At 45.9% G+C, this 26,906-nt stretch carries 25 protein-coding genes; 9 read left to right on the top strand and 16 right to left on the bottom strand.

Going from position 1 to position 26,906, the window contains the following annotated elements:
- Nucleotide 1: 1 nt before the first annotated feature.
- Nucleotides 2–3,442: a GH36-type glycosyl hydrolase domain-containing protein gene (locus KSP24_RS19050; RefSeq protein WP_216976249.1), complete on the top strand. Its 3,441-nt coding sequence runs from the start codon at nt 2–4 to the stop codon at nt 3,440–3,442.
- A 166-nt stretch (nt 3,443–3,608) separates the two neighbouring features.
- Nucleotides 3,609–4,613, top strand: coding sequence for a LacI family DNA-binding transcriptional regulator (locus KSP24_RS19045; protein ID WP_058711939.1), 1,005 nt, complete (start codon nt 3,609–3,611; stop codon nt 4,611–4,613).
- Nucleotides 4,614–4,700: 87 nt separating this feature from the next.
- Here KSP24_RS19045 and KSP24_RS19040 read toward each other — a convergent pair whose 3' ends face one another.
- From KSP24_RS19040 to KSP24_RS19015, 6 genes are all read right to left on the bottom strand, one after another.
- Nucleotides 4,701–5,384: a hypothetical protein gene (locus KSP24_RS19040; protein WP_216976246.1), complete on the bottom strand. Its 684-nt coding sequence runs from the start codon at nt 5,382–5,384 to the stop codon at nt 4,701–4,703.
- An 83-nt stretch (nt 5,385–5,467) separates the two neighbouring features.
- A complete protein-coding gene (locus KSP24_RS19035; protein WP_216976245.1) occupies nt 5,468–6,685 on the bottom strand; it encodes a stalk domain-containing protein in 1,218 nt (405 codons plus the stop codon).
- 355 nt (nt 6,686–7,040) lie between these two features.
- Nucleotides 7,041–7,526: a CcdC protein domain-containing protein gene (locus KSP24_RS19030; RefSeq protein WP_025674386.1), complete on the bottom strand. Its 486-nt coding sequence runs from the start codon at nt 7,524–7,526 to the stop codon at nt 7,041–7,043.
- Nucleotides 7,527–7,565: 39 nt separating this feature from the next.
- The gene (locus KSP24_RS19025) at nt 7,566–8,333 is read right to left on the bottom strand and encodes an ABC transporter permease subunit (protein ID WP_216976243.1); all 768 of its coding nucleotides are present in this window, start codon (nt 8,331–8,333) and stop codon (nt 7,566–7,568) included.
- The gene (locus tag KSP24_RS19020) at nt 8,330–9,043 is read right to left on the bottom strand and encodes an ABC transporter ATP-binding protein (protein ID WP_025674383.1); all 714 of its coding nucleotides are present in this window, start codon (nt 9,041–9,043) and stop codon (nt 8,330–8,332) included. Before KSP24_RS19020 ends, KSP24_RS19025 begins: the two co-directional genes overlap by 4 nt.
- The gene (locus tag KSP24_RS19015) at nt 9,040–9,453 is read right to left on the bottom strand and encodes a GntR family transcriptional regulator (RefSeq protein WP_064795640.1); all 414 of its coding nucleotides are present in this window, start codon (nt 9,451–9,453) and stop codon (nt 9,040–9,042) included. The genes KSP24_RS19020 and KSP24_RS19015 overlap by 4 nt, the downstream gene beginning before the upstream one ends.
- A 217-nt stretch (nt 9,454–9,670) precedes the next feature.
- Between KSP24_RS19015 and KSP24_RS19010 the strand changes: the two genes are divergently transcribed.
- Nucleotides 9,671–10,246 carry a hypothetical protein gene (locus KSP24_RS19010; RefSeq protein ID WP_129548564.1) on the top strand — a complete coding sequence of 192 codons (576 nt, stop codon included), beginning with the start codon at nt 9,671–9,673 and terminating at the stop codon, nt 10,244–10,246.
- A 261-nt stretch (nt 10,247–10,507) separates the two neighbouring features.
- Nucleotides 10,508–11,053, top strand: coding sequence for a GNAT family N-acetyltransferase (locus KSP24_RS19005; protein WP_216976241.1), 546 nt, complete (start codon nt 10,508–10,510; stop codon nt 11,051–11,053).
- A gap of 50 nt (nt 11,054–11,103) precedes the next feature.
- Here the strand turns inward: KSP24_RS19005 and KSP24_RS19000 are convergent, their stop codons facing one another.
- Entirely contained in the window at nt 11,104–11,436 is a 333-nt protein-coding gene (locus tag KSP24_RS19000) for a hypothetical protein (protein ID WP_025674377.1), read from the bottom strand.
- A 187-nt stretch (nt 11,437–11,623) separates the two neighbouring features.
- On the opposite strand from KSP24_RS19000, the gene KSP24_RS18995 reads away from it, so the two are divergent.
- Nucleotides 11,624–12,448 carry an alpha/beta fold hydrolase gene (locus tag KSP24_RS18995; protein ID WP_058711935.1) on the top strand — a complete coding sequence of 275 codons (825 nt, stop codon included), beginning with the start codon at nt 11,624–11,626 and terminating at the stop codon, nt 12,446–12,448.
- An 82-nt stretch (nt 12,449–12,530) separates the two neighbouring features.
- On the opposite strand, the gene KSP24_RS18990 is transcribed toward KSP24_RS18995, so the two are convergent.
- The 3 genes from KSP24_RS18990 to abnB form a co-directional block, all read right to left on the bottom strand.
- A complete protein-coding gene (locus KSP24_RS18990) occupies nt 12,531–12,746 on the bottom strand; it encodes a cold-shock protein (protein WP_013308357.1) in 216 nt (71 codons plus the stop codon).
- Nucleotides 12,747–12,877: 131 nt separating this feature from the next.
- Nucleotides 12,878–13,078 (bottom strand): cold-shock protein, encoded by a 201-nt coding sequence (locus KSP24_RS18985; protein ID WP_007428290.1) that lies wholly within the window; start codon nt 13,076–13,078, stop codon nt 12,878–12,880.
- Between the two features lie 384 nt (nt 13,079–13,462).
- Nucleotides 13,463–15,898 (bottom strand): arabinan endo-1,5-alpha-L-arabinosidase AbnB, encoded by a 2,436-nt coding sequence (abnB, locus tag KSP24_RS18980; protein WP_216976239.1) that lies wholly within the window; start codon nt 15,896–15,898, stop codon nt 13,463–13,465.
- 429 nt (nt 15,899–16,327) lie between these two features.
- Here abnB and KSP24_RS18975 point away from each other — a divergent pair, with 429 nt between their 5' ends.
- Complete coding sequence (locus KSP24_RS18975) at nt 16,328–16,669, top strand: DUF805 domain-containing protein (protein WP_013368969.1); 342 nt, start codon at nt 16,328–16,330, stop codon at nt 16,667–16,669.
- A gap of 291 nt (nt 16,670–16,960) precedes the next feature.
- Nucleotides 16,961–17,359, top strand: a complete 399-nt coding sequence (locus KSP24_RS18970; protein ID WP_013368968.1) for a hypothetical protein — start codon at nt 16,961–16,963, stop codon at nt 17,357–17,359.
- A gap of 75 nt (nt 17,360–17,434) precedes the next feature.
- Here KSP24_RS18970 and pyk read toward each other — a convergent pair whose 3' ends face one another.
- Entirely contained in the window at nt 17,435–18,850 is a 1,416-nt protein-coding gene (gene pyk, locus KSP24_RS18965; RefSeq protein WP_013368967.1) for a pyruvate kinase, read from the bottom strand.
- A 178-nt stretch (nt 18,851–19,028) separates the two neighbouring features.
- Here pyk and KSP24_RS18960 point away from each other — a divergent pair, with 178 nt between their 5' ends.
- Nucleotides 19,029–19,817, top strand: coding sequence for an AraC family transcriptional regulator (locus tag KSP24_RS18960; protein WP_216976238.1), 789 nt, complete (start codon nt 19,029–19,031; stop codon nt 19,815–19,817).
- Nucleotides 19,818–19,944: 127 nt separating this feature from the next.
- Here KSP24_RS18960 and KSP24_RS18955 read toward each other — a convergent pair whose 3' ends face one another.
- The 5 genes from KSP24_RS18955 to KSP24_RS18935 form a co-directional block, all read right to left on the bottom strand.
- Nucleotides 19,945–21,363, bottom strand: a complete 1,419-nt coding sequence (locus KSP24_RS18955; protein ID WP_013368965.1) for a sucrose-specific PTS transporter subunit IIBC — start codon at nt 21,361–21,363, stop codon at nt 19,945–19,947.
- A 67-nt stretch (nt 21,364–21,430) separates the two neighbouring features.
- A complete protein-coding gene (locus tag KSP24_RS18950) occupies nt 21,431–22,906 on the bottom strand; it encodes a glycoside hydrolase family 32 protein (RefSeq protein WP_058712125.1) in 1,476 nt (491 codons plus the stop codon).
- A gap of 180 nt (nt 22,907–23,086) precedes the next feature.
- On the bottom strand, nt 23,087–24,109 hold the full coding sequence (locus KSP24_RS18945) for a LacI family DNA-binding transcriptional regulator (protein WP_216976236.1): 1,023 nt from the start codon (nt 24,107–24,109) through the stop codon (nt 23,087–23,089).
- Nucleotides 24,110–24,274: 165 nt separating this feature from the next.
- Nucleotides 24,275–25,117, bottom strand: a complete 843-nt coding sequence (locus KSP24_RS18940) for an aldo/keto reductase (protein WP_025674348.1) — start codon at nt 25,115–25,117, stop codon at nt 24,275–24,277.
- A 31-nt stretch (nt 25,118–25,148) separates the two neighbouring features.
- Nucleotides 25,149–26,345, bottom strand: coding sequence for an MFS transporter (locus KSP24_RS18935; RefSeq protein WP_025674346.1), 1,197 nt, complete (start codon nt 26,343–26,345; stop codon nt 25,149–25,151).
- A gap of 140 nt (nt 26,346–26,485) precedes the next feature.
- Here KSP24_RS18935 and KSP24_RS18930 point away from each other — a divergent pair, with 140 nt between their 5' ends.
- On the top strand, nt 26,486–26,851 hold the full coding sequence (locus KSP24_RS18930) for a winged helix-turn-helix transcriptional regulator (RefSeq protein ID WP_013368959.1): 366 nt from the start codon (nt 26,486–26,488) through the stop codon (nt 26,849–26,851).
- Nucleotides 26,852–26,906 lie beyond the last annotated feature (55 nt).

Here is a 26,906-nt window from a genome sequence, read left to right as displayed (position 1 = left end):
GATGAATACAAGTCTAGACCAAAATATTTTGCTGCGGGCCGGAGACCTGTCTTTTACCTTCTTAAGCAGCGGTGATGTGTACAAGATCGCTCACGGCTCAACGATGATCAACCAACTGTTGACCAATTCAGTCGATGGTTCCCTGAACAATCTGTACTTGAGACTGTATCGTCCTTCCGGCGTAAGCATCACTCCTCTGCTGGGAGTTCGTTCGCCCGGCGTAATCCGACAAACGGATCAGCAGATTATATGGGAAGGGTTCACTGCCGGTGTAGGCTATCAGGTGACCTTCACACTCAGCCGCCTGGGAGTATGGTTCTGGGATGTAACCCTACAGGGCGATGATGTTGAAGCAGATATTGTGTACGGTCAGGATATCGGCATTGCCGATACCGCTGCTGTGCGCAGTAATGAAGCTTATTTGTCTCAATATATTGACCATACTGTCTATCATGATGAACAAAGAGGCTATACCGTTTGCTCACGTCAAAACCAGCCTCAAAGTCAGGCATTCCCATACATTCAACAAGGCTCGTTAACCCGCACTGTTGGTTACTCGACAGACGGATTTCAGTTCTTTGGACTTTCTTACAAGGAAACGAATGAGCCGGAAGCACTGCGCCGCGACACGCTCGCCAATGAAGTGTATCAATACGAATTCGCTTATACGGCGCTGCAATCTGAGCGGGTAAAACTCGCTGGGGAAGCTCGCTTTACGTTTTATGGTCTGTTCCAGCCGAGCCATCCGGCTGCAGTGACGAAGCTGGAGTATCAGGACCTGGTAACCAAAGCACGCGATGAAGTAGCTACCGTTCTAGCGGACGCTTCTGAGACCAGCATACCAGCACACGCGGCAAGTGATCTTCAGGCAGGGCGTGTGGCCCCAGCTCAAACCATCGGTGAACCGCTGCGCACACTGGACTTGACCGATGCCGAAGTGAATCAGCTTTTCCCGAAACGCCAGGAAGAAGAACGGGATGGCGATACACTACTTTCCTTTTTCACGGATAGCTATGAGCATGTCGTACTCAAATCCAAAGAGCTTCGTGTAGAGCGTCCTCACGGACACATTTTAATGGGTGGGCATTACTCTGGAGGTAAGGAAGAAACCATTACAACCACTTCCTATATGTACGGGGTATTCAATTCCCAACTCGTGATCGGTAATACCAATTTCAACAAAATGATCACCAACGTGCGTAATGCGCTCAATATTCCCAAGACATCCGGTCAACGTATCTACGTCGGAATTCAAGGAAAATACCGCCTGCTCACCATGCCTTCCCTGTTCGAGATTGGCTTTAATTATGTGCGCTGGTATTACAAAACGGCTGACGATACATTCATTATTACAAACCATACGAATGCCGATCGCCCAGAAGTGCGGCTTCACATGCGCTCGGCAAGCGGCAAAGCTTACCCATTCCTGATCACTCAGCAAATGTCTATGCATGTGAACGAATACGAGCTTCCGTTTCATATGGAACGCGAAGGTGACGAGCTGCTCTTTAGAGCTGATTCCGCTTCCCTAAGCGCCGAGGCTTACCCGGATCTTTTGTACCGAATGCATGTAGCAGGCGCTTCGTTACAGCAAGTGAGCGATGCTCAAGCGATGCTACAGGGTGGGGCCTCTCCTGATGCATCGCTGGTCGTTTTGGAACTGGGCGACAGCAGCGAATGGACCTGCACTGTACAGGGCTGGCTGCATGGCCGCTCGACCGGAAAGGACCGAGCACACAAGGAGCTTCACGTCTCCTTTGAAGGTGAGCGCGAGCGCTACCGGGAATATTTTGCCGAGCTTATGAATGGCTTCCATCTGACGCTTGGCCAGCAGGAAACCAGCGAGCTATTCCGTGTGAACGCAGTGGCCTGGTGGTACACCCACAATATGCTCGTCCACTACTCTGTGCCTCACGGTCTGGAGCAATACGGCGGAGCAGCCTGGGGAACACGCGATGTATGTCAGGGGCCTGTGGAATATTTTTCGGCGGTGCAAAAGTTTGATGAGGTTCGTTCCATTTTGCTAACTGTATTCAGCCATCAGTATGTAGACAGCGGAAACTGGCCGCAATGGTTTATGTTTGACAACTATACTCACGTGCAGCAAGAAGAAAGCCATGGGGATATTATCGTTTGGCCACTCAAGGTACTGGGCGATTATTTGACCGCTACCCGTGATTACAGTATTCTGGGAGAAAATGTGCCTTACACTCATCGGCATACTTTCGAATATACCAAGCAGACTGCGACCCTTATGGAACATGCCCTGAAGGAAATCGAATATATTCGGGAAAATTTCCTGCATGACACGTACTTATCGGCTTATGGCGATGGCGATTGGGACGACACGCTCCAGCCAGCCAATGCGCAGCTGAAGCAATACATGGCGAGCAGCTGGACGGTTGCCCTCACCTACCAAGTGGTTCGTAATTTTGCTGCTGCGTTGGAGCAAGCACCTGCAGATGTAGTAAGCGAAGCTGATAAGATCGCACAAGATCTACATCAGATGGCGAACGGCATCCGTAAAGACTTCAATCGCTACATGCTGGAGAGTGGAATTATTCCAGGCTTCGTATATATGGAAGAGCCCGGTCAACCCAAGCTGATGCTCCATCCGTCCGACACCGAGACGGGAATCCACTACCGCTTGCTGCCGATGACACGCAGCATGATTAGCCAGTTGCTCACGCCTGAGCAAGCATTGGCTCACGAGCAGCTCATCCGCGAGCAGTTCCTCTGCCCGGATGGTGTGCGTCTGATGAACCGCCCTGCACAATATGACGGCGGTGTGAGTTCGCACTTCAAGCGCGCAGAGCAAGCGGCCAACTTCGGACGTGAAGTGGGGCTGCAATATGTGCATGCTCATATCCGCTTTGTGGAAGCTATGGCCAAATTAGGACGCAAGGATGACGCTTGGCATAGCCTGAAGCTCATCAATCCGGTCGGCATCCGTGCGACCGTACCGAATGCCGAATGGCGCCAAAGCAACGCGTATTTCAGCAGCTCGGACGGTAAATTTAACACCCGCTATGAAGCACAGGAACGTTTTGGTGAACTGCGGGAAGGAGCCGTGCCCGTCAAGGGTGGCTGGAGAATCTATTCCAGTGGTCCGGGAATCTACATGAATCAGCTCATATCCAATGTCCTTGGTATTCGTCAGTCAGGCGAGGACCTGATCCTGGACCCTGTGCTGCCGGACGATCTCGACGGATTGGAATTTAAATTTTCCTTTGCAGGAAAGCCAATCACCTTCGTCTACCGCATGCTGCAAGAGCATACGAGCGGTGAGCAAGGCCGTACAGTATTGAACGGTGTTCCTCTGGAAAGTGAGCCAGCCAATGATAATCGCTATCGTTCCGGTGCCTTACGCATCAAACGCGAGACTTTCGAGCAGGCGTTAGCAGAACATGATGGTATACACCGCCTCGAGATTATTTTATAAAATCGAATGATGCATAAGCGAAATCAGGTATAAGCAACAAAGGGATGGCGATCTTGCGGGATCGCCCTTTGCTGCTTACATGTAGAACTACGACATTTGGAATAGATATGTGGTTAATAATGAATATACAATAGCAGATATAAGACGGACACAAGGAGGTGACGCTGTGGTCAGCATTAAAGATATCGCCAAACAGGCGGGCGTTTCCATATCTACCGTTTCATATGCTTTGAACGGTAGCGATAAGGTAACAGAAGAGACTTGCGCACGTATTTTGGCCATTGCCAAAGAGCTTAACTATGTGCCAAATGCCGCCGCACGGAATCTCAAAAAAAGGCAAACCAAAATTATTGGCGTATTCCTGACTGATTTTCGCGGAGATGTTTATGGAGATTTGCTGTACGGCATCAAGGAAATTTTGAACCGCAAGGGCTATGACCTCATTGTATGCAGCGGAAAGCAATCACATCGAATGCTGCCAGAACGCATGATTGACGGAGCCATTGTACTGGATCAGACGTTTGATAGTCAGGAGCTACTGAACTACGCCGAGCGGGGACATAAAATTGTCGTATTGGACCGTGAACTGAATCATCCTAACATTAATCAGGTGCTGCTGGATAACAAAGCAGGTGCCGCGCTTGCAATAGAGCATCTATTGGAATTGGGACACCGCAAGTTATATGTTGTGACCGGACCAGAAGGTTCTTATGATTCCTGGCAGCGGATGCAGGCGGTCAAGCAGACCATTGAACGCAGCGGTGTCGCCGAGATGGTCGAAATAGGCGGCAATTTCGAGAAATCCGGCGGCGAGCATGCGGCTGAGATCATTTTACAGCAGCAGGCTGACCAGGATTCGGAGCCTGTAGCCGTATTTTGTCTCAATGATGAAATGGCCGTAGGCTTTTATAATCGAATGGCTCAGTCAGAGCTTACCATTGGCAAGGATGTTCATATCGTCGGCTTTGATAATATCGAGCTGGCGCAATATATTCAGCCCCGGCTGACAACGATTGACTATTCCAAACGAAAATGGGGCGCTGTAGCCGCCGAACAGGTTCTCAAAATCATTGCCGGGGAAGACGTGGAGCATGAACGGTTATACGTTACGCTTGTTCAAAGAGAATCGGCAGGCGCAGCATTCATCTTCCAGGACCAACAGAATCTCTGATGAACAGCCAAAGGTGCCCCACCCACTCCAAAAAAAGAACTTCCACTGTCCCAAAAATGGGTTGGAAGTTCTTTTAGCTGTGCTTATTTAACCTAACAAAACCTTAATTAAATTCGCCAACGACCGTAAGGGATTGGCAATCGTCCGCCCTGTCTCCAGCTCCACCTGCAAAGCAGCATCAACCATGGATAACTGTGCGACAGCCAGCTCTCTGCCTGGATCAGCATTCCTCAGCTCATGCAATGAGCGAACCAGCAATTCCTCATACTCATCTTTACGTCCCTGCATAATCAGTTCAAAAGCGCTCTCCACCACCTTGACCTCTATCAGTGAAGAGAGTTCCGGCTTGCCTAATAGAGTGGCCGTATGATAAAGACGCTTCATCGTGCCCTCTACAGTAGCTGGATTCGTAAATACCAAGGTTCGTGGCAGCAAATCATCGCACATCTCATGAAAAAAGGGTTCATCCAGTGCGACTATTGGTGTAGACACGGCCCCTAGAGCTTTCTCCGCCAAAGCAATATAATTCGTGCACGTTATCAAAATAACGTCTAGATCGCTTTGAGACATCCAACTCAGTTGCTCTTCTACCTTGCGACTGGCATCATCCGCAGAAAAGTGCCGGTCCGATGAGACCCGGCGCATAAGTCCCGGTTCCACAAAATGTACCAGTTCCACCTCATAAGAAGCAAAAGCCCGTTCCACATAAGCTATATTCGAGTGATGCGCATGCAGGCAACCCACACGTTGCTTCAAGTCTTTCACCGTCATCCCCCTGATCTATGTTTGCACCATTTTAACAGGAACCGGACGGTCTGGACAGTGCCAATCAGATCGCACTATATGTGCATTTTTTAAAATTTACCGTTCGTATTTTTCCACTCTGTTTTAGCTGGAATCTCCTGAACTACATCCCAATGCTCGGCTATTTTGCCGTTCTCTACACGGAACAGATCATAGACAGCGGCTGAAGTCCCCTTAGGAGATTTCAATTCACTTACAACCAGCACGAAGTTGCCTTCTCCAAGAACCATATGCACCTGATCATATCCAATAGAAGCTCCCTGACCTGCTGCCGATAATGCTTGCTTCAGACTGGATACACCATCACCAAAAAGAGGATTATGCTGAATATACTGATCCCCACTATAATAGCTTTCCAATGCTGCACGATTTTTGCCAACCAGCACATCATCTACAAACTTGCGGATCAGCGTTTTGTTCGTCTCGGTTTGGTTGAGATCCGTGATTTGTGTTGTTCCGTCAATCATGGTATGTCCACTTGGATTGGTTGGAGCTGAGTCCTGCATGTTGTCCCAATGCTCAACAATTTTACCATTGCTATCGAAGCGGAAAATATCAAAACCAATACTCGTTTTCCCTGCAATAGACTTTTTATAATGTACTGCTACATCATTGCCGTCCTGAATAACCCGTTGGACTTCAACCAGTACGTTGGCTCCCTTCGATTGGCTAATCCCTTGCAAAAAGGCATCTCTCCCGCTAGCAAAGCTCGGATTATGCTGAATGTACTGATCTTTGCTGATCCAAGCCTCAGCTGCTTTCGTATTACCCGTTTCAAAGCTTTTCAGAATCTCTACAACCTTATCCTTATTACTCACCCCGATTTGCAAGGTTTGGCTGGCCGGATCCCAAATCACTTGCTTGCCCCACGCTTCTTTGACGACATCGACCGGCACATAGGTTACCCCTTGCTTGGTCAAGATGGTCGAGGTGGACAGTGGTACCTTAATCCCGTTGATTTGTGCTTCCGGACTGCCGGATACTAGTACAACCGTCGCTTGATCATAACGAATCGTCGTACTTTGACGCGCCGTATTGAATGTAATATGCTTGGCGTCCAGTGGAATTCCTAAACTGGTGGCCAACTGTCTCAGGGGGATCAACACCTGCTTGTTTCTCACGATAGGCGCAATTTTGTAAGCCTCCTTCTTGCCATCTACCCAAACCTGAATACCCGTGGCAGGTTTTACGTCGGCTGCTAAAGCCGGTACAGCAGAAGACAGAACAAGCAAGCCAGCAAGCGCAGCAGTAACCGTATGTTTTTTCATGAATGTAAGCCCCTCTCAACCTGTAAAATAGAGTATGAAATGAAATTTTATGTAACCAATATAGTTGCAGTTAACCGCGGAAGTATAAACATTCCCCCCTATCTAACTTTAAACCCCATTTAAATCATTTGAAACCTTAATAACCCTCCTTTGAATTTTTATACTTATGACTGTTGCCACGCAAACCACAAACCTTAGAATAAAGGATATGGAAAGCAATAACAATGTATGATACTCTCCATAATTTTATTATGAATAACATGCACTAATAAAGTTAGCTCAAAAAAACGGCTCCTATCACCAAGCGAATAGACGCTTTTTGAATAGAAAGCCGCTATTAACCTCATTAATATTGTTATACGGACAACGTTCTCCGGAACTTGATAAAGCTCCCAATTCGCCAGATTGAGATATATACCAGCGCCATCGTAATAGCCAGCATGCTAATTTCGGTCGTACCCAGACTACTGAGGTATTGGGTCAGAACAACGCGAATCAAAATAATAGCGATAATAATATATTTAAAATATTGGTTCGGCTTGGGATAGATGAGACCGTCATCCCGTCTTTCATAGGCCGTATGCAGCAAAATAACGTAGCCAAACAGAGCCCCTAATAACCCAGCAACCAACAGTTCCCAAAAGGCGGGGAGCGCGTACGTTTGACCAGGAATATGCATCAATTGATATACCGATATCATCATAGCTGGGAAAGCAATAAACATGGGAAGCAAAATCCGGAATCCATTTCCTTTTACCGGGCCCCTTCGTCTCTTGGTTCTCAACCAGATCATTAGCCCCACCAGAACAGCCATCAACGCATAAATAAAGATTGTCGTCATGGTGAAATTCCTTTCTAATATATAGTCATTTATCCAAAGTTAAATCGACAGCTTTTTCTCCAGCAAATAAGCGTTCAAGCGAATCAATGCATATGCAGCAACCCAACTAATCAACACCGCAACCGGGAAATGCCAGGTAAAAGGAAACCAATGTCCGTTTTGGACACGATCAAACTGCTCATAAATCCGCTGATCGCCTGACCAATAAAAGATACTCCCTCCACCCATCAAAAGAATCCACAGAATCGGGCTAAGTGGCCGCAAAGTGCTGTATTTGGTACTAGCCGTCAGCAGACCCACCGCAATAACCAACGGAGTAAAACCAATAATCATCACAAACCAGTTCAAGCCGACTATCATAAAAGACGCTGCATCCGCAAACGTATAAGCCTGTATGGTCGATGAGATAAACAGCGCGTATAGAGAACCTACCACAAACAGGATCAATATCACGACAATGGTTTGTAAAATAGCAGCAATCCATTTGGCGCTAATCAACCACATACGCGGATAAGGAAGGGTCAGCCACCAGCCGTAGGTATCATTTTCCCATTCTCTTCTGAGTGTTCCCACACCCATAAAAACGATCATGTACGGCAGGCCCAGGGTGACATACCACAGCCTTGTCAATTCGAGTTGGTTGTGAAGAGCGAAGTACAAGGAAATCGCGAACGCCGCAATTAGAAATAGTGAGAAATATACAAGTCTCCACGATCTGGGCAGTCGATTACGGCTTTGCTTTCTCCAACTTCCTTTATTCCGAAATTCATGGCGTATTAAATCTTTGAACAGCCCGGATGAATTCACGCCTTCCACTCCCTTTTGTACAAATTGCGGAACACCTGATTCAGCGAGCCATGCTCTGCACGCAGATCATCCGATTCACCAGACCATATTACTCGCCCGCGGTCCATCATGACCGTGTAATCAAACAAGCCTTCCACTTCCTGAATATCATGTGTGCTAATGAGTATGGATTGTTGCCGATCCTCCAAATAATCAATAATCCCAGCTACGATCGCTTCTCTAGAGAGAACATCTATGCCTACAAAAGGTTCATCCAGGATCATAAGCGGTACTTCTCGTGCCAGGCACAGAATCAGCAGCACACGTGCCTCCTGTCCGCGACTCAACCCGGCCATCTTTAGCTCCAATTCCACATCCATATGGTCAGCAAGTTTATAGGCATCCTTTATATTGAAGCCAGGCAAAAAGGACTTCCCCCATTCCAGCGTCTGCTGAACTGTATGATTGGGATACCAGCGTGCCCGGTCAGGAAGATAGGATATATTCCGGTTGGTTTCCCAGCCTGGCTGTTGGCCCAGCACCTGAAGCTCGCCCCCGTCCGGCTGAATCAACCCCGTGATGGCTCGAAAGAAGCTGGACTTCCCGCATCCATTGGGCCCAAGCACACCTACAATACGTCCTGTCGGAATGACGACATCCAGTTGGTCTAATGCTTTTTTATTTCCATATTGCTTTATCAGCTTCTTTGCGGTTACCACAGACTCTGTCATGCCTTTTTGCCTCCTTCCTCGTGATCTTCGTCCTGTCGGCTTTCTATATAATGCTGTACATCTTCCCAGGATAATCCCAGGCTGCTCATCTGTCCGAGAAACTGGTCTATATACGTCATAGCCAATTGTTCGCGAAAGCTGGCAATCCGTTCACTGGACGAAGTTACATACGTACCCAGGCCGCGCCGCTTCTCAGTCAATCCGTCCCGCTCCAACTCCTGATACGCCCGCATCACAGTATTCGGATTCATACGCAATTCCTGCGCCAGATCACGAACAGATGGCATTTTGCTTCCCATTTCGATCTCCCCTTTAGCAATGGAGCTTCGTACTTGATTTAATATTTGTTCATATAATGGCTGGCTAAAGTCAATTAAAAATCGGAACGAGCCAACCCGTTGTTCTTCCATGGGTGTTTCCCCCTAATTAGGCTGTATCTATCGTGCCTGTAGTGTATTATATCACTTAATACACTTAATACAAGTACAATTCGTTAAAATGTTAGTTAGTCCTGCCATCCAAATTTCATTCAGTAAATGCTCAGCTTGCGCTCAGATAGCATTCAAGTTAATCCCTTATGATGTATCACGTACCAAACAAACCATAACCGAAAGGTGGAAAATGAAGATGAAGAGCACCAAGAAAGCAATTTTGGCCGGAACGTTGGCGTTGGCATTTTTAGGAGGCGGAGCGCTGTACTCCACAAGCGCAGCCCATGCTGCTTCAACTACACCTGATAAGGCTTCCACTGCAAACAAAGCACAGGCACCTAAGGGAAACCCCGGCGATGCTAACGGTCCACAAATCGCAGGAGGAAACTATGCTGAGAAAAAGGCTCTCCTGAAACTATTAAAATTGTCCTCCAGTCAGTTGGATACACAGCTGAAAGCCGGTAAATCCCTTGCTACGATCGCCAAAGCACAAGGCGTGAGCGTAAACTCCGTGATTGATGTGATGGTTTCGGATATGAAGTCAAAACTCGCTACGGAAAAACAAAACGGCAAGATTACCGCAAGCGAATATAATCAACGTGTTTCCAACCTGAAGCAAATGATTACCGATATGGTGAATGGCGTTAAGCCCTCTAAGCCACCAGTAGACGGGGCTAAAGGAGAAACAGGTAAAGCTCCTGCTAAAACAGATGCGGCGGCCAAGGCTCCCGCCAAAACAAATACAGCTAAAGCCTCTGCTAAGCAAGAATAGCTACAGCTTCTGTTTTCCAAAAGCTGTAGCTCGATAAGTCATATTCGTAAAAACCATTTGTTAATCTGATACAGCCACTCCATAATAATAAAATCTCCATCCGGCTTCCCTGTACGGATCGAGAATGAATAAGCCTGTCCTCTACTGCGATACAACAGAAGAGGACAGGCTTATTTTTCATGCATTACATACAATATGTGGTAAACTAACATAAACCAGAGATCACATTTTTTATCCTGATTCAGGTAAAGGGAGTATGTAATGAAAATAAATAAACAGGAATTTAATGTACAAGGAGTAAGCTATACCATCAGATCGGCTATGATTCAGGATGCGATGAACTTGTCGGAAATCCGCGTGCTAATTGATGGAGAGACTGAAAATTTAGACAGAGAGAAGGGAGAAGCATTCATAAGTACATCCGGTTTTGAACAGCTTATTAAAGCCGATACAGAGCATGCCAAAAATCTATTTTTAGTTGCGGTCGTTCATGATAAAGTCGTTGGATTTTCAAGATGTGAAGGTCATCTTCTGCGTCGATTCGCTCATAAAGTTGAATTCGGTGTGTGTGTACTAAAGGATTTCTGGGGTTATGGAATCGGTACGAATCTTTTGAAAAAATCTATTTCCTGGGCAGACTCCAACGGTATCCAGAAAATGACTCTACAAGTTTTGGAAACCAATAATAAAGCTATTGAGCTTTATAAAAAGCATGGGTTTGAAATCGAAGGGTTATTAAAAAACGACAAGATTCTCTCAGATGGTCATTACTACAACACCATAATCATGGGAAGATTTCATAACTAAAAAAGATCCTGTTCCACAGGATCTTTCATCATTTCGGCGCGATATTGACCCTAGTAGCGATAATCATCGTAGGGATTGCGATTACGATAGTGATCTCGCGGCTGTTGGGCTGCGGTAATCATCAAAAATATGCCTGAGAGCAAGTGCATTAACCAGCCCACAAATGGAATCCACCCAACAACTGAGGTCACGATCCCTAAAATAGATCCATAATAAGCCTCTTTATTAGTCACCGATAGCACCAACGTAACAATGTGGAAAATCAACATAAAGAACAATACAGTATACGCAGAATTTATGACGAGCAGCCCGCCTAAAACAGGAATAGCAAAAAATAGCTCCAATCCGCCCGTAATCCATTTTAATGTTTTTGATGGTGTCATTGTTCCACTCTCCCAATGCTGTTTCATTCCATAAGTATATCCTATCCCCATGCAGGATGACATACATATTTTACTAATTTTATACCTACATAGCGACGAGCTAACCCCTTTTTCGAATGAGCTAAGCCCTGGCTACATATATGTGAGAGAGAACAAAATTTCGTGATTTTTAAAGGGGGGGAGCATCATGGGATATTATATTGAAGTGGAACGTGGCGTTAAGCTGTATGTAGAAGATATAGGAGAAGGCATCCCTGTTCTGATGGTGCACGGCTGGCCGCTGGACCATCGAATGTACGAATACCAGGTTGCCCTGTTGCCTGCTTACGGATACCGCTGTATTCAAGTAGATCTTAGGGGGTTCGGGAAGTCTGATCGACCATGGCATGGCTACCATTATGATCGACTGGCAGACGATCTCCTGGCTGTTATACAGGCCCTTCAATTAAGCCATATACGACTGATCGGCTTTTCCATGGGGGGAGCTATTGTTACGCGCTACATGAGTAGGCACCGGGGATGGGGTGTTGACCAGCTGATTTTGATCGGAGCTGCCACGCCTCGGTTTACCCCTACCAGCGACTTTCCTTACGGTACTCCTGTCGCTGAGGTAGATAAACTCATCAAACAAGCCTATACAGATCGCCCGCAACTGGTAACATCATTTGGCGAAATGTTATTCGCCAATCCTGTCAGCCAGAGTTTACGTGACTGGTTACGTGATCAGGGCTTCGCAGCGTCGGTTCATAGCATGGCTTGTACTTTGTATTCACTGCGTGACTCTGATTTACGGCCCGATTTGCCATGTATACACGTGCCTACGTGGATTCTGCACGGCAAGCTGGATCGGGTCTGCCCCTTCCCCCTAGCGATCCAAACTCAAAAAGGAATTGCCGGTTCCAGGCTTATTCCTTTCGAACGAAGTGGTCACGGTGTATTTTATGAAGCACTACCTGAATTTAATTCCACCTTACTGAGCATACTATCCCCATCCTCTTTACACCCTAATTGAAAGCCTGTTTTCAGAAAAACAAAAAAGACGCCTCAGCGCCGTTATGGCTATGGGGCATCTTTCACTACAAACATGTATCCGCTTAGGATTGTTTGGTATGATTAAAGCTCGTATTATTCAAAACAGCCAGCTTTTTCTCGCCCTTCACCATGGCAGAACCGCAAATGGGGCATGTCGGCTCGACAGAAAAAGCGAAGTTATCCCGCATCCAGCCGTTGCATGTATCACTGGCGCAATTCCAAACTGTTGTTATTTCCTCAGGAATCTCATCCATTGGCTTTTTCCGTGAATTGTACATAAACATCCCTCTTTCTTCATGATTTATAAAGCGATAAGATGTAATCAGTTCAAAAACGGTCTTGTGAACAGATAAAAACAAATGCCCCAAACGCTATGTTCGGGGCATCTGAAGTAGGCTGTAATTTAAAATTACAGTTTTACAACGTTCTCAGCTTGTGGTCCACGGTTTCCTTCAACTACGTTGAATTCTACGCGTTGGCCTTCGTCCAAAGATTTGAAACCTTCGCCTTGGATTGCGGAGAAGTGTACGAATACATCGCTTCCACCTTCAACTTCGATGAAACCGAAACCTTTTTCTGCGTTAAACCATTTAACTGTACCTGTTTGCATGGAATTACCTCCAAAATATATTTATATGACCTTTATTTTTTACAAATAAAAATTCACATATTGCACAAGGTTATTTCAACCTAAAACAATAACCCTCTACAATATGTGAATCTCAGGTCACAATTTCAATATACTCATATTACCATAAGTGTATTGAAAACGCAAGCACTGGAGAATTTAATTTATGCAGAGTGCTCATGTCATCTATTGCTGCTTCAACCTGTCTTCATCAGACAAGAGTGAATCATCAACGCCTACTTAAAACATTATATCCGCAATTACCTCCTATTATACCAGTAATCAAGAAATAAATATACACAACGTTGCGCAGAAGATGAACTTCTTGAGAAAAAGTTCATCTTCTGCTTTATTTGCTCATTTTAATTACAAATCCGCCAGTGCTTTAATTTCCTCTGCTGTCAGCGCTTTGTTATATAACTGTACCTCATCCAGGCTACCGTTAAAGTAGGCATCGGCAACAAAGCGGCTTTTACCGAGATACGCCTCGTTCGTCAGCAACTCATTGGGGTTAAAGGTAATACCGTCATTTACAGCTACTTCTTCACCATTTACATACAGCTTCCCTGTATTCCCCTCCAGTGTAACCGCCACATGGGTCCACTGGTTTAGCGGTAATGATGATTTGGAAAGCAAGCTCTGATCCGTACCTTCATGGATTGTAAACTGGAGTACACCGCTTCCTTGGGAAGGGGTGAGGAACATATGGCGAGCCTGGCCGTTGCCGAAGTCAAAAATCCGTTGCCAAGCTGCTCCGCCCTTCCAGTTCACCCAAGCGGAAAAGGTAAAGTCCTTCGCATCGGTTACCGTATTGGGCAGCTGCACGTAACCATCTTTGCCGTTCAGGCTAAGAGCACCGCCAAGCTTCCCGTCTTTGTCCCATGTGGCACCGCCATAGGTCTTACCGTCGAGTTGGTTGTATGTGCTGTCGACAACCGAGGTTCCTTGATCCTCACTCCACGAGTAACGTGCGAGTTGAGGACCCTGAGCCTGTTCAGGAACAATGGCTGTAAAGCTTTTCTTTGCAGTAGCTTTGTCCTTTTTAATAGTCGCTGTCAATGTAACTGCTGCAGGCTGAGAACCGGCTTCTGGACGGTACACTTCACCAGTGACAGAAATAATCTCGGGACGGGAAGATTCCCACGAAATAGTAGTATCTTGTGCAGCTTGAGTAGGTAACGTGAGATCATAAAAAACGTTGCTCGTATCGCCTAGACTCAAATCCTTCTGCACCGCAGCTACAATCTTGCTGGCCTTCAGGTCAGGCTTTAGCGAACCCCATACCGCAACACCCTTGGAGGACAATGCGGTAAAAGCAAGCGTCTTGGCTCCCGTGTCTGGATCCCGGTGCCGCAGGAATACCCCTTTGTATTTCGCACCATCTGCTGTAATTTCCAGCTGATTGTCTGCCCCCAGCTTCCATGTACCGTTCACTCCGCCAGACAGTTTGCCACCGCGATCCAGACTGACGGTAACGGCTTGCTTAATATTGGCCGAAATTTCCTTCCCGTGATCTACATACGAGTATTGACCGATGACATCCTTCTCTGACAGCTTTTTCAGTGAATCCTCATCTCCTGTATAGCGATAAGGAGCAACTACAGGCCAACCGTCGGCGTTCATGAACATTTCATGTACACGCACTTCAAACTGCTCGCCTCTCCCCGGAAAACGGGAGTGAAAAATGACAAAATGCTTTTTCGTCTTGGGATCATAATAAGCCGAGTTGTGTCCAGGCGACACATAGCCCATACCCAGCCCTGTTCCCGGATCGCCAATTTCTCTTGGAATCAAGTAATTACCTATTAACTTGACACCATATGGCTCAATGGAAGCGTCATCAAAAAGAGGTTTATCAGGATTCGCTTTAACCTTGATCATGTCGTTGCCCTCAGCATCGTAGAAAGGGCCATCCGGTGTTTTGGACCGAGCCACACGCAGGTTGTATCCGCCATCCGCTGACAATCCGCCATAGGACAGGAACAAGTAATAGTAGTCCGTTTGTGGACTGTATTGTATGTACGGCCCCTCCATACGAGCATGGTTACCGCCCGTCAGCTTTTTCCCGTAGCTTTGGCCTGGCAGAGGCTTCCCTGTTTTTTCATCCATCTGCAAAATGAAAATGCCTCCGGAATAGGAGCCATATACCATCCACAGCTTGCCGTTCTTATCATAGAAAGTGTCAGGGTCTACGGCATTGGGATGCTTGGTTGCATCATAGATCGTCCCATCTTCACTCGGTTGCCCCCACATGCCCGATTTCAGAAAAATCCCTTTATTCTTATAAGGTCCTTCAATTTTATCAGCAACCGCTAGGCCCATCGCTGAACGCGGGGAGTCGCCTTTACAAGCGTTATAGTACATATAGAACTTGCCATCCGCCAGTTGAATAACATCCGCTGCCCACAGCGTGTCTGTCTGCGCCCAATCCAGCGCTTCCTTTAATTCCTCTTTGACGTTGGGAATCAATGCATTACCATTTGCCACACCTGTCGCAATTGTATCCCAATTCATAAGGTCCTTGGACTTGGCAGCCGCCAGATGTGAGCCAAAAATGTAAAATGTGTCTTTCACTTTCAGGATGGATGGATCATGTACGGAAGTCTCCTTGAAGGAGACGGCCTTTTTACTTTGGCTTAAAACATTTTCCAGACCTTGAGCTTGAAGGGAAGTTTGCTCCACACTTTGAATCCCAGCTGTATCTGAATTGAGTGTTGACTCGGCGCCCACCAGAGAAGCAGGCAACAACAGCGCACCTGCCAGAGAAGCGGCCGTTACTTTACGAACAAATAATTGCTTCATAAATCAATCTCCTCTCGTTTTGAACATTCCTGATAACATAAAACAATAATGAATAAGACGGTCAGGATTATGTTTGTATTAACTTCCTCACTCTCAAATTAAATGTTGATCATCTCCTCCTTTGTATTAAAGCGCTTTCAAATAATTCGAAAAATAAAACCTCCTTCTATTAAGAAGGACGATTCAAACCAGATGGTAATCGTATCTCTATATTATTCAATGGGTATAGAAAATTCAATATGTAATTTTATATTTTTATAAATAATTCATTTAATTATTAACATTAATAAATGTGTTGCTTTAATTCCTAGTTTAAAGTTATAATTTGACAAGTAAAATCCTATGTGTTACCTGCCGATATATTTAAAAATAACTGTTTTATGATAATTGTAATACAAATATTTACATTTTATGAGGAGGTGAAAATTTATGCAATGGTATTTAAAAGTGCTGCAAAACTATGTAGGATTCCAAGGTAGAGCAAGACGTACAGAATACTGGATGTTTACTTTGTTCAATGCGATAGCTGGCCTGGTATTATACTTGTTGGATTTCCTCTTAGGACTTCCTTTCGTATTGTCATTTATCTATGGCTTGGCTGTTTTGTTACCGTCTCTGGCAGTTCTTTTCCGCAGACTACACGACACGGGCAAAACCGGGTGGTGGATTCTGATCGCTTTGGTTCCTTTTGGGAGCATTGTGCTGCTTGTATTCACATGTCTAGACAGTCAGCCTGGCGACAATAAGTATGGGCAAAACCCTAAATTGTAATTTGATGTAGTTGTCTAAAACCTCTTTCACTTTTGTGAAGGAGGTTTTTTTCATATCCTCTTTTTGTCATCTGCGAATTTTTTTAGCGCTACCTGTTTACAATCTTCTCTTTTAGTTTATTTTAAACGAGTATTAAGCTGGCGCTAAGATTGGGCGTGTATGATGTATTTAAGAATCTGGTAACTACATAGGCCGGATGGGCTAAAGGCATAAACATCACTCCCGTTGGATATCCATATACCGTTCCACCCCGTCAGAAATTTAATGAAACACAAAAGGAGATTTACACTTATGAATCGAAAACGAATGTTGGTCATCTGCACACTGTTGCTGGCGTTATCTATTGGGCAGTCATCCACTTGGGGAAGTCGGACTAATGCTGCTGCACTGGCTCCAGAGAGAGCCCTTCATGTACAGGACAATGAAGCTTCCAAGGATGATGACTTGTTGAAAACACTGGGTATATCCTCTGATGAGCAATTATATGATGCGTTATATAATGGTCAAACCTTGGCTGATATTGCACAAACCCATAATCAGGATGCTCAGGCTATCGTTGATCTACAGGTAGCTCAGTTGACGGAGCAGTTGGATCAACGACTGGCCAATAAGAGCATTACCCTAGAGCAATACCAAGCCCATAAGGCAGAACTGACACAAGTCGTTGCCAAAAGTGTGTTCGGGCTATAAGCCTAGGACACGACCGAACATCAAAAAGGCGCTGAACCCATAGAGGATCAGCGCCTTTTCTGTATTTGATGTAACTTACGCTTGATATACCCGAATCAGATTGGTAGTGCCCGCCTCAGCTACAGGAACACCTGCTGACAGGACTACAGTATCTCCTTTTTGGATATAGCCTGCATTCAGCGCGTTACGGATGGAAGATTCGAACATTTCATCCGTTGTGGCTACCTTATCCCCTTTAATCGGGAATACACCGGACAAGAGGCAAATTTTAGCGAATACTGTGTTATTCGGAGTAACCGCAATGATCGGTGCCTTCGGACGATATTTGGACACCATACGAGCCGTGAATCCACTGGCAGTCGAGGTAATAATCGCTTTGGCATCCAGCTCCAGAGACGAACTCACCGCACCCTGACTAATGACTTCAGTAATGTTGGTGCTTTGGCGTGCTCTGCGCTTATCGAACTGCTCCTGGTAATCCAATTGGGATTCTGCACTGGCAGCTACCGCAGCCATGGTCCGTACGGATTCAACAGGGTATTTACCTGCAGCAGATTCGCCCGACAGCATCACTACGTCAGCTCCCTGCATAACGGCATTGAACACGTCACTAACTTCAGCTCTCGTCGGACGCGGGTTCACCTGCATGGACTCCAACATGTGAGTAGCGACAATAACGGGCTTACCGACCAGATTACACTTGTCGATCATTTCTTTTTGCATCACAGGCACGTCTTGAATCGGCACTTCCACGCCCAGGTCGCCACGAGCTACCATAATACCGTCCGAAGCTTCGATGATATCATCCAGGTTTTCCATGCCTTCGGCATTTTCAATTTTGGAATAAATCTGTACATGCTCGGCATGATGTCCCTTCAAAATCTCACGGATTTCACGGATGTCGTCGCCTTTACGCACAAAAGAAGCCGCAATAAGCTCGATACGCTGCTCCACCCCAAATTGAATGTGCTTCACGTCGCGCTCTGTTACGCCTGGAAGAGTTGTATGAATCCCTGGCAGATTCACACCTTTTCTCGGCTTCAAAATACCGCCGCTTACGATATTACAAATCATCTCGGTTCCTTCGATGGAGGTTACAGTCAAATCAACCAAACCGTCGTCGATGAGAATGCGGTCACCTGTTTTGATATCCTTCGGCATATCTGGGTAATTCACCGAAATACGATGCTCGTCCCCCAAAATCTCTTCCGTGGTCAGAATGAGCTGGCTGCCTGGCTTCAGTAGAACAGATGCCTCTTTCAGCTTGCCAATCCGTATTTCCGGTCCTTTAATATCCATCATGACAGGGATACAGGTATTCATTTCCTTCGCTGCCTGTCTTACATTTTCAATACGTTTAACATGATCCTCCAGCTCCCCATGAGCCATGTTTAAGCGAGCTACCGTCATACCAGCCTGGATCATTTCTTTTAACAAATCAATGGAGTCACAGGCAGGTCCCATAGTACAAATAATTTTCGTTTTAAGCATAGTAATGTCATCCTCCTGAATGTCTTTACTGTATGGTTTCTATTCCACTTTGCTTCTCTATCTACATTAAACTTATATGCTTCTATTCTACCTGTACCCGTGCACCAAGACTATGAACTATAGTATGATGAATGTACTACAGTATAGTGAATGTTGAAGACATCGGGGAGTGAGTTTCGTGATTACATTGATGGATATACGGCAGGACAACGGTGTGGACTGGTATGAAAAGGCTGGCACAAATAGCAGCCACGATGACTTACTGTTCATCTTGGTCACCTTTGGCAAATGTGTATATTGGGTGAACGATTGCAAGTTCATTCTTGGCAAGGGTGAAGCACTGCTTTTACCCGCTCATCTGAACTACTATGGAAAGAGTATTCCTACGCTTTTCCATACCAAGTATGTGATACATTGCCGCAAAACATGTACGAACAGTACACTTCCTATACTGAACACAAACAAGCCGTTATTAATCAAACCAGGATGCTACGATATGCTGCATGAACGGATCAAATCGATGTATTATCAATGGACAGAACACCCAAGCTACTATACTCTGATGGCTGACTGTCTGCTGACCGAGGCCATGATTTATGTGAACCAGGAATGGGACAAAGGCGCCATTTCTTGCGATAAAGAGCGGCATGTGGAACACATGAAACAGTATATTCAGAATCACTACAGGGAAAAGGTAACCAAAGAAGAGCTTGGCGACGCCATCCGCAAAACCCCCAACTATGCGGCGACACTGCTGCGTGAGGTCACACGCCAAACGATTAGCGAGCATGTACATACGCAACGTATTAAAACCGCCATCTACATGCTAACCGAGTCGCGGCTATCGATTCGTGAAATTTCGGAGTATGTGGGCTATAGCGATGTTTCCTATTTTCATCGGATCTTCAAACGCTTAACAGGCTGCTCGCCGTCCGAATTTCTGGATGAACGTTCCTCCATCGTCTAATCTGATAGCCTGAAGCGGAATATCATAGATAAAAAAATGGTCGCCCTACATGGAATTCATGTAAAAGCGACCATTATCATTATACTTACGCGATAAATCTGCGTGTATTTGGGCTGACTGGATGATATTATTTGGAGGAACCCGCTGTTTTGACTTTATCCAGCATTTTATCGCTAAAGCCAAACATCCAAGTCAGGACAAAAGATACAGCCATAGCAGCCAAGTTCGCCAAAATGTAAAGCGGAAGCTGATGGTTCATGTAGAGCAACGTACCCGGAATAACTGTAACCGCCATCCCTGTAGCCGCCAAATGGAAGACTGAAGCAATAAAACCACCAACCGCTCCGCCGATGAGACCCATGACAAAAGGCTTCATATATCTCAGATTGACTCCGAAGATAGCCGGCTCTGTAATCCCCAGGAAAGCAGAGAACGAAGAAGGAAGCGCCAACGCTTTCAGCTTGCTGTCCTTCGTTTTCAGACCAACCGCCAGGCAGGCAGCTCCCTGTGCAGCCATTGCGCAGGTAATAATAGCATTGAAGGCATTTACGCCGTTCTTTTCAAGCAGTTGGATCTCCAGAAAATTAAATATATGATGCACACCTGTAACGACGATAATCTGATGCAAAAAGCCGATGACGATCCCTGCAATACCGAAAGGCAAATCAAGTACAAATATTGTTCCGTGCAGCACCCATTCTTCAAGTGAATGGAACACTGGACCGATAGCAAACAGTCCCAAAGTGATCATAATCAACAGTGTTAAAAACGGTGTCAGAATCAGATCCAGCGCTTCAGGCACCCGTTTACGCAGCGCCCGCTCCAGTTTGGCTCCGATCAAACCCACGAAGAAGGCTGGCAATACTGAGCCCTGATAGCCCACCACTGGAATGAATCCGAACATCGTCAACGGATGAGCTGAGCCGTCCGCAACACTATACGCGTTAGGGAGAGCCGGGTTTACCAGCATCAGACCGAGAACGATACCCAGCACCGGACTACCGCCGAATACTCTAAAGGCTGACCATGCGACTAACGCAGGCAGAAAGGCAAAAGCCGTATCCGTTAATACCTGTGTATATAATAAAAAGTTAGGTGAAATATCCTGCGGCGTCATACCGAGCAGAGCGAGAATTTGCGGCTGAGTAAGCAAACCGCGCAGTCCCATGAACAACCCCGTAGCGACCAGCACTGGAATAATCGGTACAAACACATCGCCAAAGGTACGAATGGACCGCTGGAAGACGTTGCCCTCCTTTTTCGCCTGACTCTTCACCTCTTCTTTAGATGAACCCGTCACGCCAAGCTTCTCAACCTCTTCAAAAATCCGATTTACCGTTCCTGTACCAAAAATAATCTGATATTGACCTGAATTGAAGAAAGCACCCTTAACCTTGTCGATCTCTTCAACTTTTTTCTGATCAATCTTCTCCTTATCATGCACCATAATTCGTAAGCGCGTTGCACAGTGAGCAAACGAAGCGATATTTTCCTTTCCACCGATCGCCTCGATCACTTCTTTAGCTATCTCTCTGTTTTCCGCCATGATGTTCATCCCCTCGTTCATTCCGTTATGTTTGATGATTAACGATCCACTTGATGAATTAGCCTACTCATGTAAAATTCCATTTTACCGCTTGGAAGAGAGCCTCTCCCTTGTCGGCAAAAAAGCGTATTTCGTCACTCTCTGGGTGCGGAAAAATACGACTGGTGAACACTTCTTCCCCATCATTGATGAAAATCTCAACCGAAGATGTATCCACAAACAGATGAAGTTTGATATGATCCTTATCCCATGCACACTGCCGCACTTCACCATACTCAGCGGCTACAGGCTCACCCGATTGCGAACGGTCCAATACAAGTTTGCGGCTGACGGCGTTATATTTTATCACCGTTTTCTCCGTCTCACTCGCACGGAATTCGATACCAAATGCCTTCGCATCCAAAAGATCTACTTCACAGATCAGCTCATACGCTGTACCTTTAAATCCTTCATAGGTTTTGCTCTCTGAAGATAACGTATCAGCTACCCGATCCTCACTATTTCTACGCAATGTGGTTAGTTCTGGGATTGGCCGCTGCAAGAGTTTCCCCTCATGAAGCGTAAGTTCTCTCGGTAACGTCAGACAATGGGCCCATCCGTTCGGATCTGTCGGGTATTCGATATCCGGCAGCCCCATCCAGGCCACCATAATACGCCGCCCCTGCGGGTCAATCATCGTCTGTGGTGCATAGAAATCAAAGCCTCTATCGAGCTCGTGGAATGCGCCATGCTCCAGTGTTCTTGTCTCTGTATTCAGCAGTTTGCCGATGACGTAGCCCGATTGATAAATGTTGTGGTTTTCGTCCCCTGAAGGCTCCAAGCCCTGTGGAGAAAAGACCAAGACCCCTGCTCCGTTCAGTTCAAAATAATCCGGACATTCCCACATATATCCAAACGATTCCAGCCCGGTGTTCAGTTCCCCCTCGAACTGCCAAGTATGAAGATCGGTTGAACGATAAAGGACAACGCAGCCTGTTGAATTCGTTCTCTGGGCACCAATCACACAATAGAAACTATCGCCGTCCTTCCACAGCTTGGGATCACGAAAATGATCTGTATAGCCTTCTGGTACATGGTCAATAACAGGATGCTCCCACTTGGTAATGCGACCGCTCTCATCCATCACAGCCATGCATTGATAAGGATGTCTAATCCAGTTTTCGTCTCTTGTATTTCCTGTATACATCATGTATAACTTGTCCTCATGCTCTAGCGCGCTGCCGGAATAAGCCCCATGCGAGTCGAAATCGTCCCCAGGTGTGATGCCAATGCCTGCACTATGCCATGTGACCAAATCTTTGGATTTCAAATGATACCAATATTTCATCCCATGATCGGTTCCGAGCGGGAACCACTGATAAAATAAATGGTATTCACCTTGATAATATGAAAATCCATTCGGATCATTGAGTAAACCTGTCGGTGGCTGGATATGAAACGACTGTCGCCACTGACATTGCTCCACCTTTTTCTGCAAGCTCGCTATTTCACCGGGCTCTGCCTGCTCGATCAATCGATACTTTTGTTCTTTTGTCATTTTCATAGGTGTACCTCATTTTTTAAAAACTTAGATTTAGGGAACCGGTTCCAAATTAACGAAAAAATATTATAACGGAACCGGTTCCTATACGATTAAAAAAATACTCATCCATGGAGTTGCAACCGATTCCAATTGTGCAAGAGTAAAATGGAACCGGTTTCGAAGAAATTATAATCCACCTGTTTAACGTTTGTCAACGCTTTCTCTTTCAATCAGGGAATAATCCATGACTGTTACTCGCTCTACCGTTTTATGTTCTACCAGCCGTACAATATTTTGTGCTGCTACACGTCCAGCCTCCATATACGGATATTGAACAGTCGTTAGCGCAGGGTGAATGACCTCCGTAATATCGTATCCCCCAAAGCCAGTTACCGACAAATCCGACGGAATGGTAATTCCTCTGGAATAAGCCGCGTTGATTACCCCAAGCGCGATATTATCTGTAGCACACACCATTAACGATGGTTTGAATTGGTCCAAAATGGCGGATGCAGCAATCCGTGCATCGGACATTTTAAACCCGGTTTCATAGTATCTGATATCATATCCTGCGGCTCGCATCGCCTCGTCCGTATAACACGCAGCAGGTAATGCATCGCGAACAGCCTGCCTAAAGCCCTCTTTGCGTTGCACACCGACAGCAACATCCCTTTCAGTCACACCGACATAGGCAATTTCACGGTGGCCTTGTGACAGGACATATGCACCGATATCATATCCGGCACGATAATCATCATGGATAAGGCTATGGATCTGCTCATGTTGTTGGCCCACCAGCAATACCGGAATACTGATGTCACGAATCGCGGTCAGATGGTCGTCTGTAATTTGAGCAGCCAGCAGAATGATACCTGAAATTTTTTGCCGTGCGAACTCATAGATCGCTTCGATTTCACGTTTTACATCCTGACTCGTATTAGAGATCAACATCTGGTAATGCTGGGAACGCAGCTCCTCGTCAATCCCCATTAACGTATGGGATGTGGCAAAAGAATCCAGCCGTGGCACGACGGTTCCGATAATGTTGGTTCGTTTTGCCTTTAGACTCTGGGCAAAGGTATTGGGCACATACCCCGTGGCTTTGACCACCTTTTCAATTTTACGTCTCGTATCCAGGCTGACAGACCCACCGTTCAAAAAACGGGATACCGTGCTCTTGGATACACCAGCCATTTGGGCTATATCTGCAATCGTCTTATTCATGAGGTCCCCCGGAGATTTTCATTTTCATAAGTGTCCAAAACTTCTCATTTTACATAAATCTATAATACCATATGGCGGGATTGGATTGCTGTAGCTCCAAACTCATCATACAAAAAAGCCGTCCCTTCCATGAAGAAGGAAACGGCGGTTCATGTTGAACTGAATTTAAAAATCGAAGTTATCCGGATCAGGACCTACCCGAAGATTGGCATTTAACGCCTGAATTTGATCCATATCCTCACGCGTCAATTCAAAGTCAAAAATATCGGCATTTTCAACGATTCGATGTGCCTTGGTGGACTTGGGAATAGTGACGACTCCTTGCTGTACATCCCAGCGTAAAATCACTTGGGCCACCGATTTACCGTACTTGTTTGCTATGTCTTGCAGTACCGGATGATCGAGCAATTGGCCTTGCATGAGCGGGGACCAGGCTTCCATTTGGATGTTGTTCTTTTGACAGAATTGCAGCAGCTCGGCTTGAGTTAATTGCGGGTGGAATTCCACCTGATTGACCATTGGCTTGATTTCTGCATCCTTCATGAGATCTTCCAAATGATGAATTTGGAAGTTGCTGACTCCAATTGCCTTAATCCGTCCTTCTTTATACAAGGACTCCAAAGCTCTCCATGCTTCTTTGTACTTCCCTTGAACCGGCCAATGAATCAGATATAGATCCAGATAGTCCAGTCCCAACTTGTCTAGGCTTGCTTCATAAGCGGCTCGTGTCTCTTCATAGCCTAAATCTGCATTCCACACTTTGGACGTGACGAACAGATCTTCTCTGGATAGATTATTCTCCGAGAGGGCTTCCTGAATAGCCTGTCCTACACTGTTTTCATTCGCATAGATTGCCGCTGTATCTATACTGCGGTAGCCATGCTTTACAGCAGCCTTTACAGCATTAACCAGCTCTGAACCTTCCTCCACTTTAAATACCCCGATGCCAAACCAAGGCATACGAACTCCGTTGTGCAATGTTGTTGTGCTTTGTAGGTTTTGTGTCATTGTATATCTTCCTCTCTATTTTTTAAAAGTTTTAGCCTACCAAGGCGGTTGTATCCCTTTTTTCGAGCATACGACTCCAGGCTGTCAGTAGAACCGCAACAAAAACCATTACCCCACCGACCCAAGTCGTATGCATGAGACCCAGTGAATCCGTCACCATTCCTCCCACATATGCTCCAATTGCGATCCCTGCGTTGAAGGCCGCAATATTAACAGCAGAGGCGACATCGACAGCCTTGGGTGCAAAACGTTCGGCTAACATGACTACATATACCTGTAGACCAGGCACATTCATAAACGCAAGCAATCCCATAAAGAAAATCGTTATCAGGCCTGCTGTTTGAAATGGCACGGTAAACCACAGCAGAAACAGAATTACAGCTTGAATGAGAAACATGTAAAATAAAGCTGAAAGCGGTCTGCGATTCGCAGCTTTTCCACCAATAACATTCCCGATAGCAATGGCGATTCCATACAATAAGAGAATGAGCGTTACCGTATTTTGTCCAAAACCGGTTATGTCATGAAGTAATGGAGATAAATAAGTAAACACGACGAATGTGCCACCATATCCCAAGGCAGTAATGATAAATGCAAGTAGCAAGCGACCATTCGTAACCAGTTTGACCTGCTCGCTGAAAGGAGTCTTATTTCCTTTTCGAAGCGTAGAGGGCAGCAGAATCAGATTGGCAATGAGGGCCACAACACCGACGACCACAATGGCCATAAATGCAGCCCGCCAACCCCATTGTTGCCCAACGTAGGTGCCCAACGGTACCCCTGTGACGGTGGCAACGGTCAAGCCAGAGAACATAATAGAAATAGCACTCGCCCGCCGATCATCGGGAACAAGGTCGGCCGCGATGGTGGACCCGATGGACATGAACACCCCATGGGAGAACGCCGAGATTACACGTGCAATCAGCAGCAGGGTGATTCCGCTAGAAACCGCTGCAAGGCTGTTGCCTGCTATAAATACAATCATGATCCACAGCAGCAGCGTTTTACGAGGAACACTCGATGTTAATGAGGTCAACACAGGTGCCCCAATGGTAACCCCTAATGCATACAGCGTTACGGTTAGTGCGGACATCGTTACGGATATGTGCAAGTCTTCAGCGATCAGGGGAAGCAGTCCTACACTGATGAACTCGGTTGTCCCAATGGCAAAGGCGCTTACGGCTAAAGCCAGTAATGGCCAGATACTTCGCTTGGATTCTGGCGACATGTTTTTCACTCCTATCTGTAGTAATCTTCGACCAGCAGATGTTATTATGAGTTATTCAATCAATTATGAACAGTACGTACTTTTTAGTGATATAGGTACCAAAAAGTACCCTACTGCTGACATACACGGAGGGATCGGCATTGGGAAAGAAAAAATACAATATCTCTGTTGAGGCGACATTAGAGGTAATCGGGGGAAAATGGAAGTGTGTGATTCTGTGTCATTTGACCCATGGAAAAATGCGGACAAGTGAATTAAAGCGAATGATGCCTTCTATAACACAAAAAATGCTGACTCAACAGCTTCGTGAATTAGAGGAAGACGGCATTGTCAATCGAATTAGCTATAATCAGGTTCCACCCAAAGTGGAGTACGAGCTTAGTGAATATGGATGTAGTTTGAAAAGCATTTTGGATTCACTTTGTGCCTGGGGAGAAAGACATATTATTAAAGAATACGGGGATAAATCCGCGGTTTTGGAGGATAATATTCTGAATAAGCTGTAAAGCAAAAAAAAGCGTCTGCAATAGATCAGCAGGCGCTTTCTCTCTCTTAGAATTC

Source organism: Paenibacillus sp. AK121, assembly GCF_019042715.1.
Lineage (GTDB): Bacteria > Bacillota > Bacilli > Paenibacillales > Paenibacillaceae > Paenibacillus > Paenibacillus polymyxa_C.
Note: the sequence above shows the minus strand (reverse complement) of the source record. Positions and strands in the feature narration are given on the sequence as shown.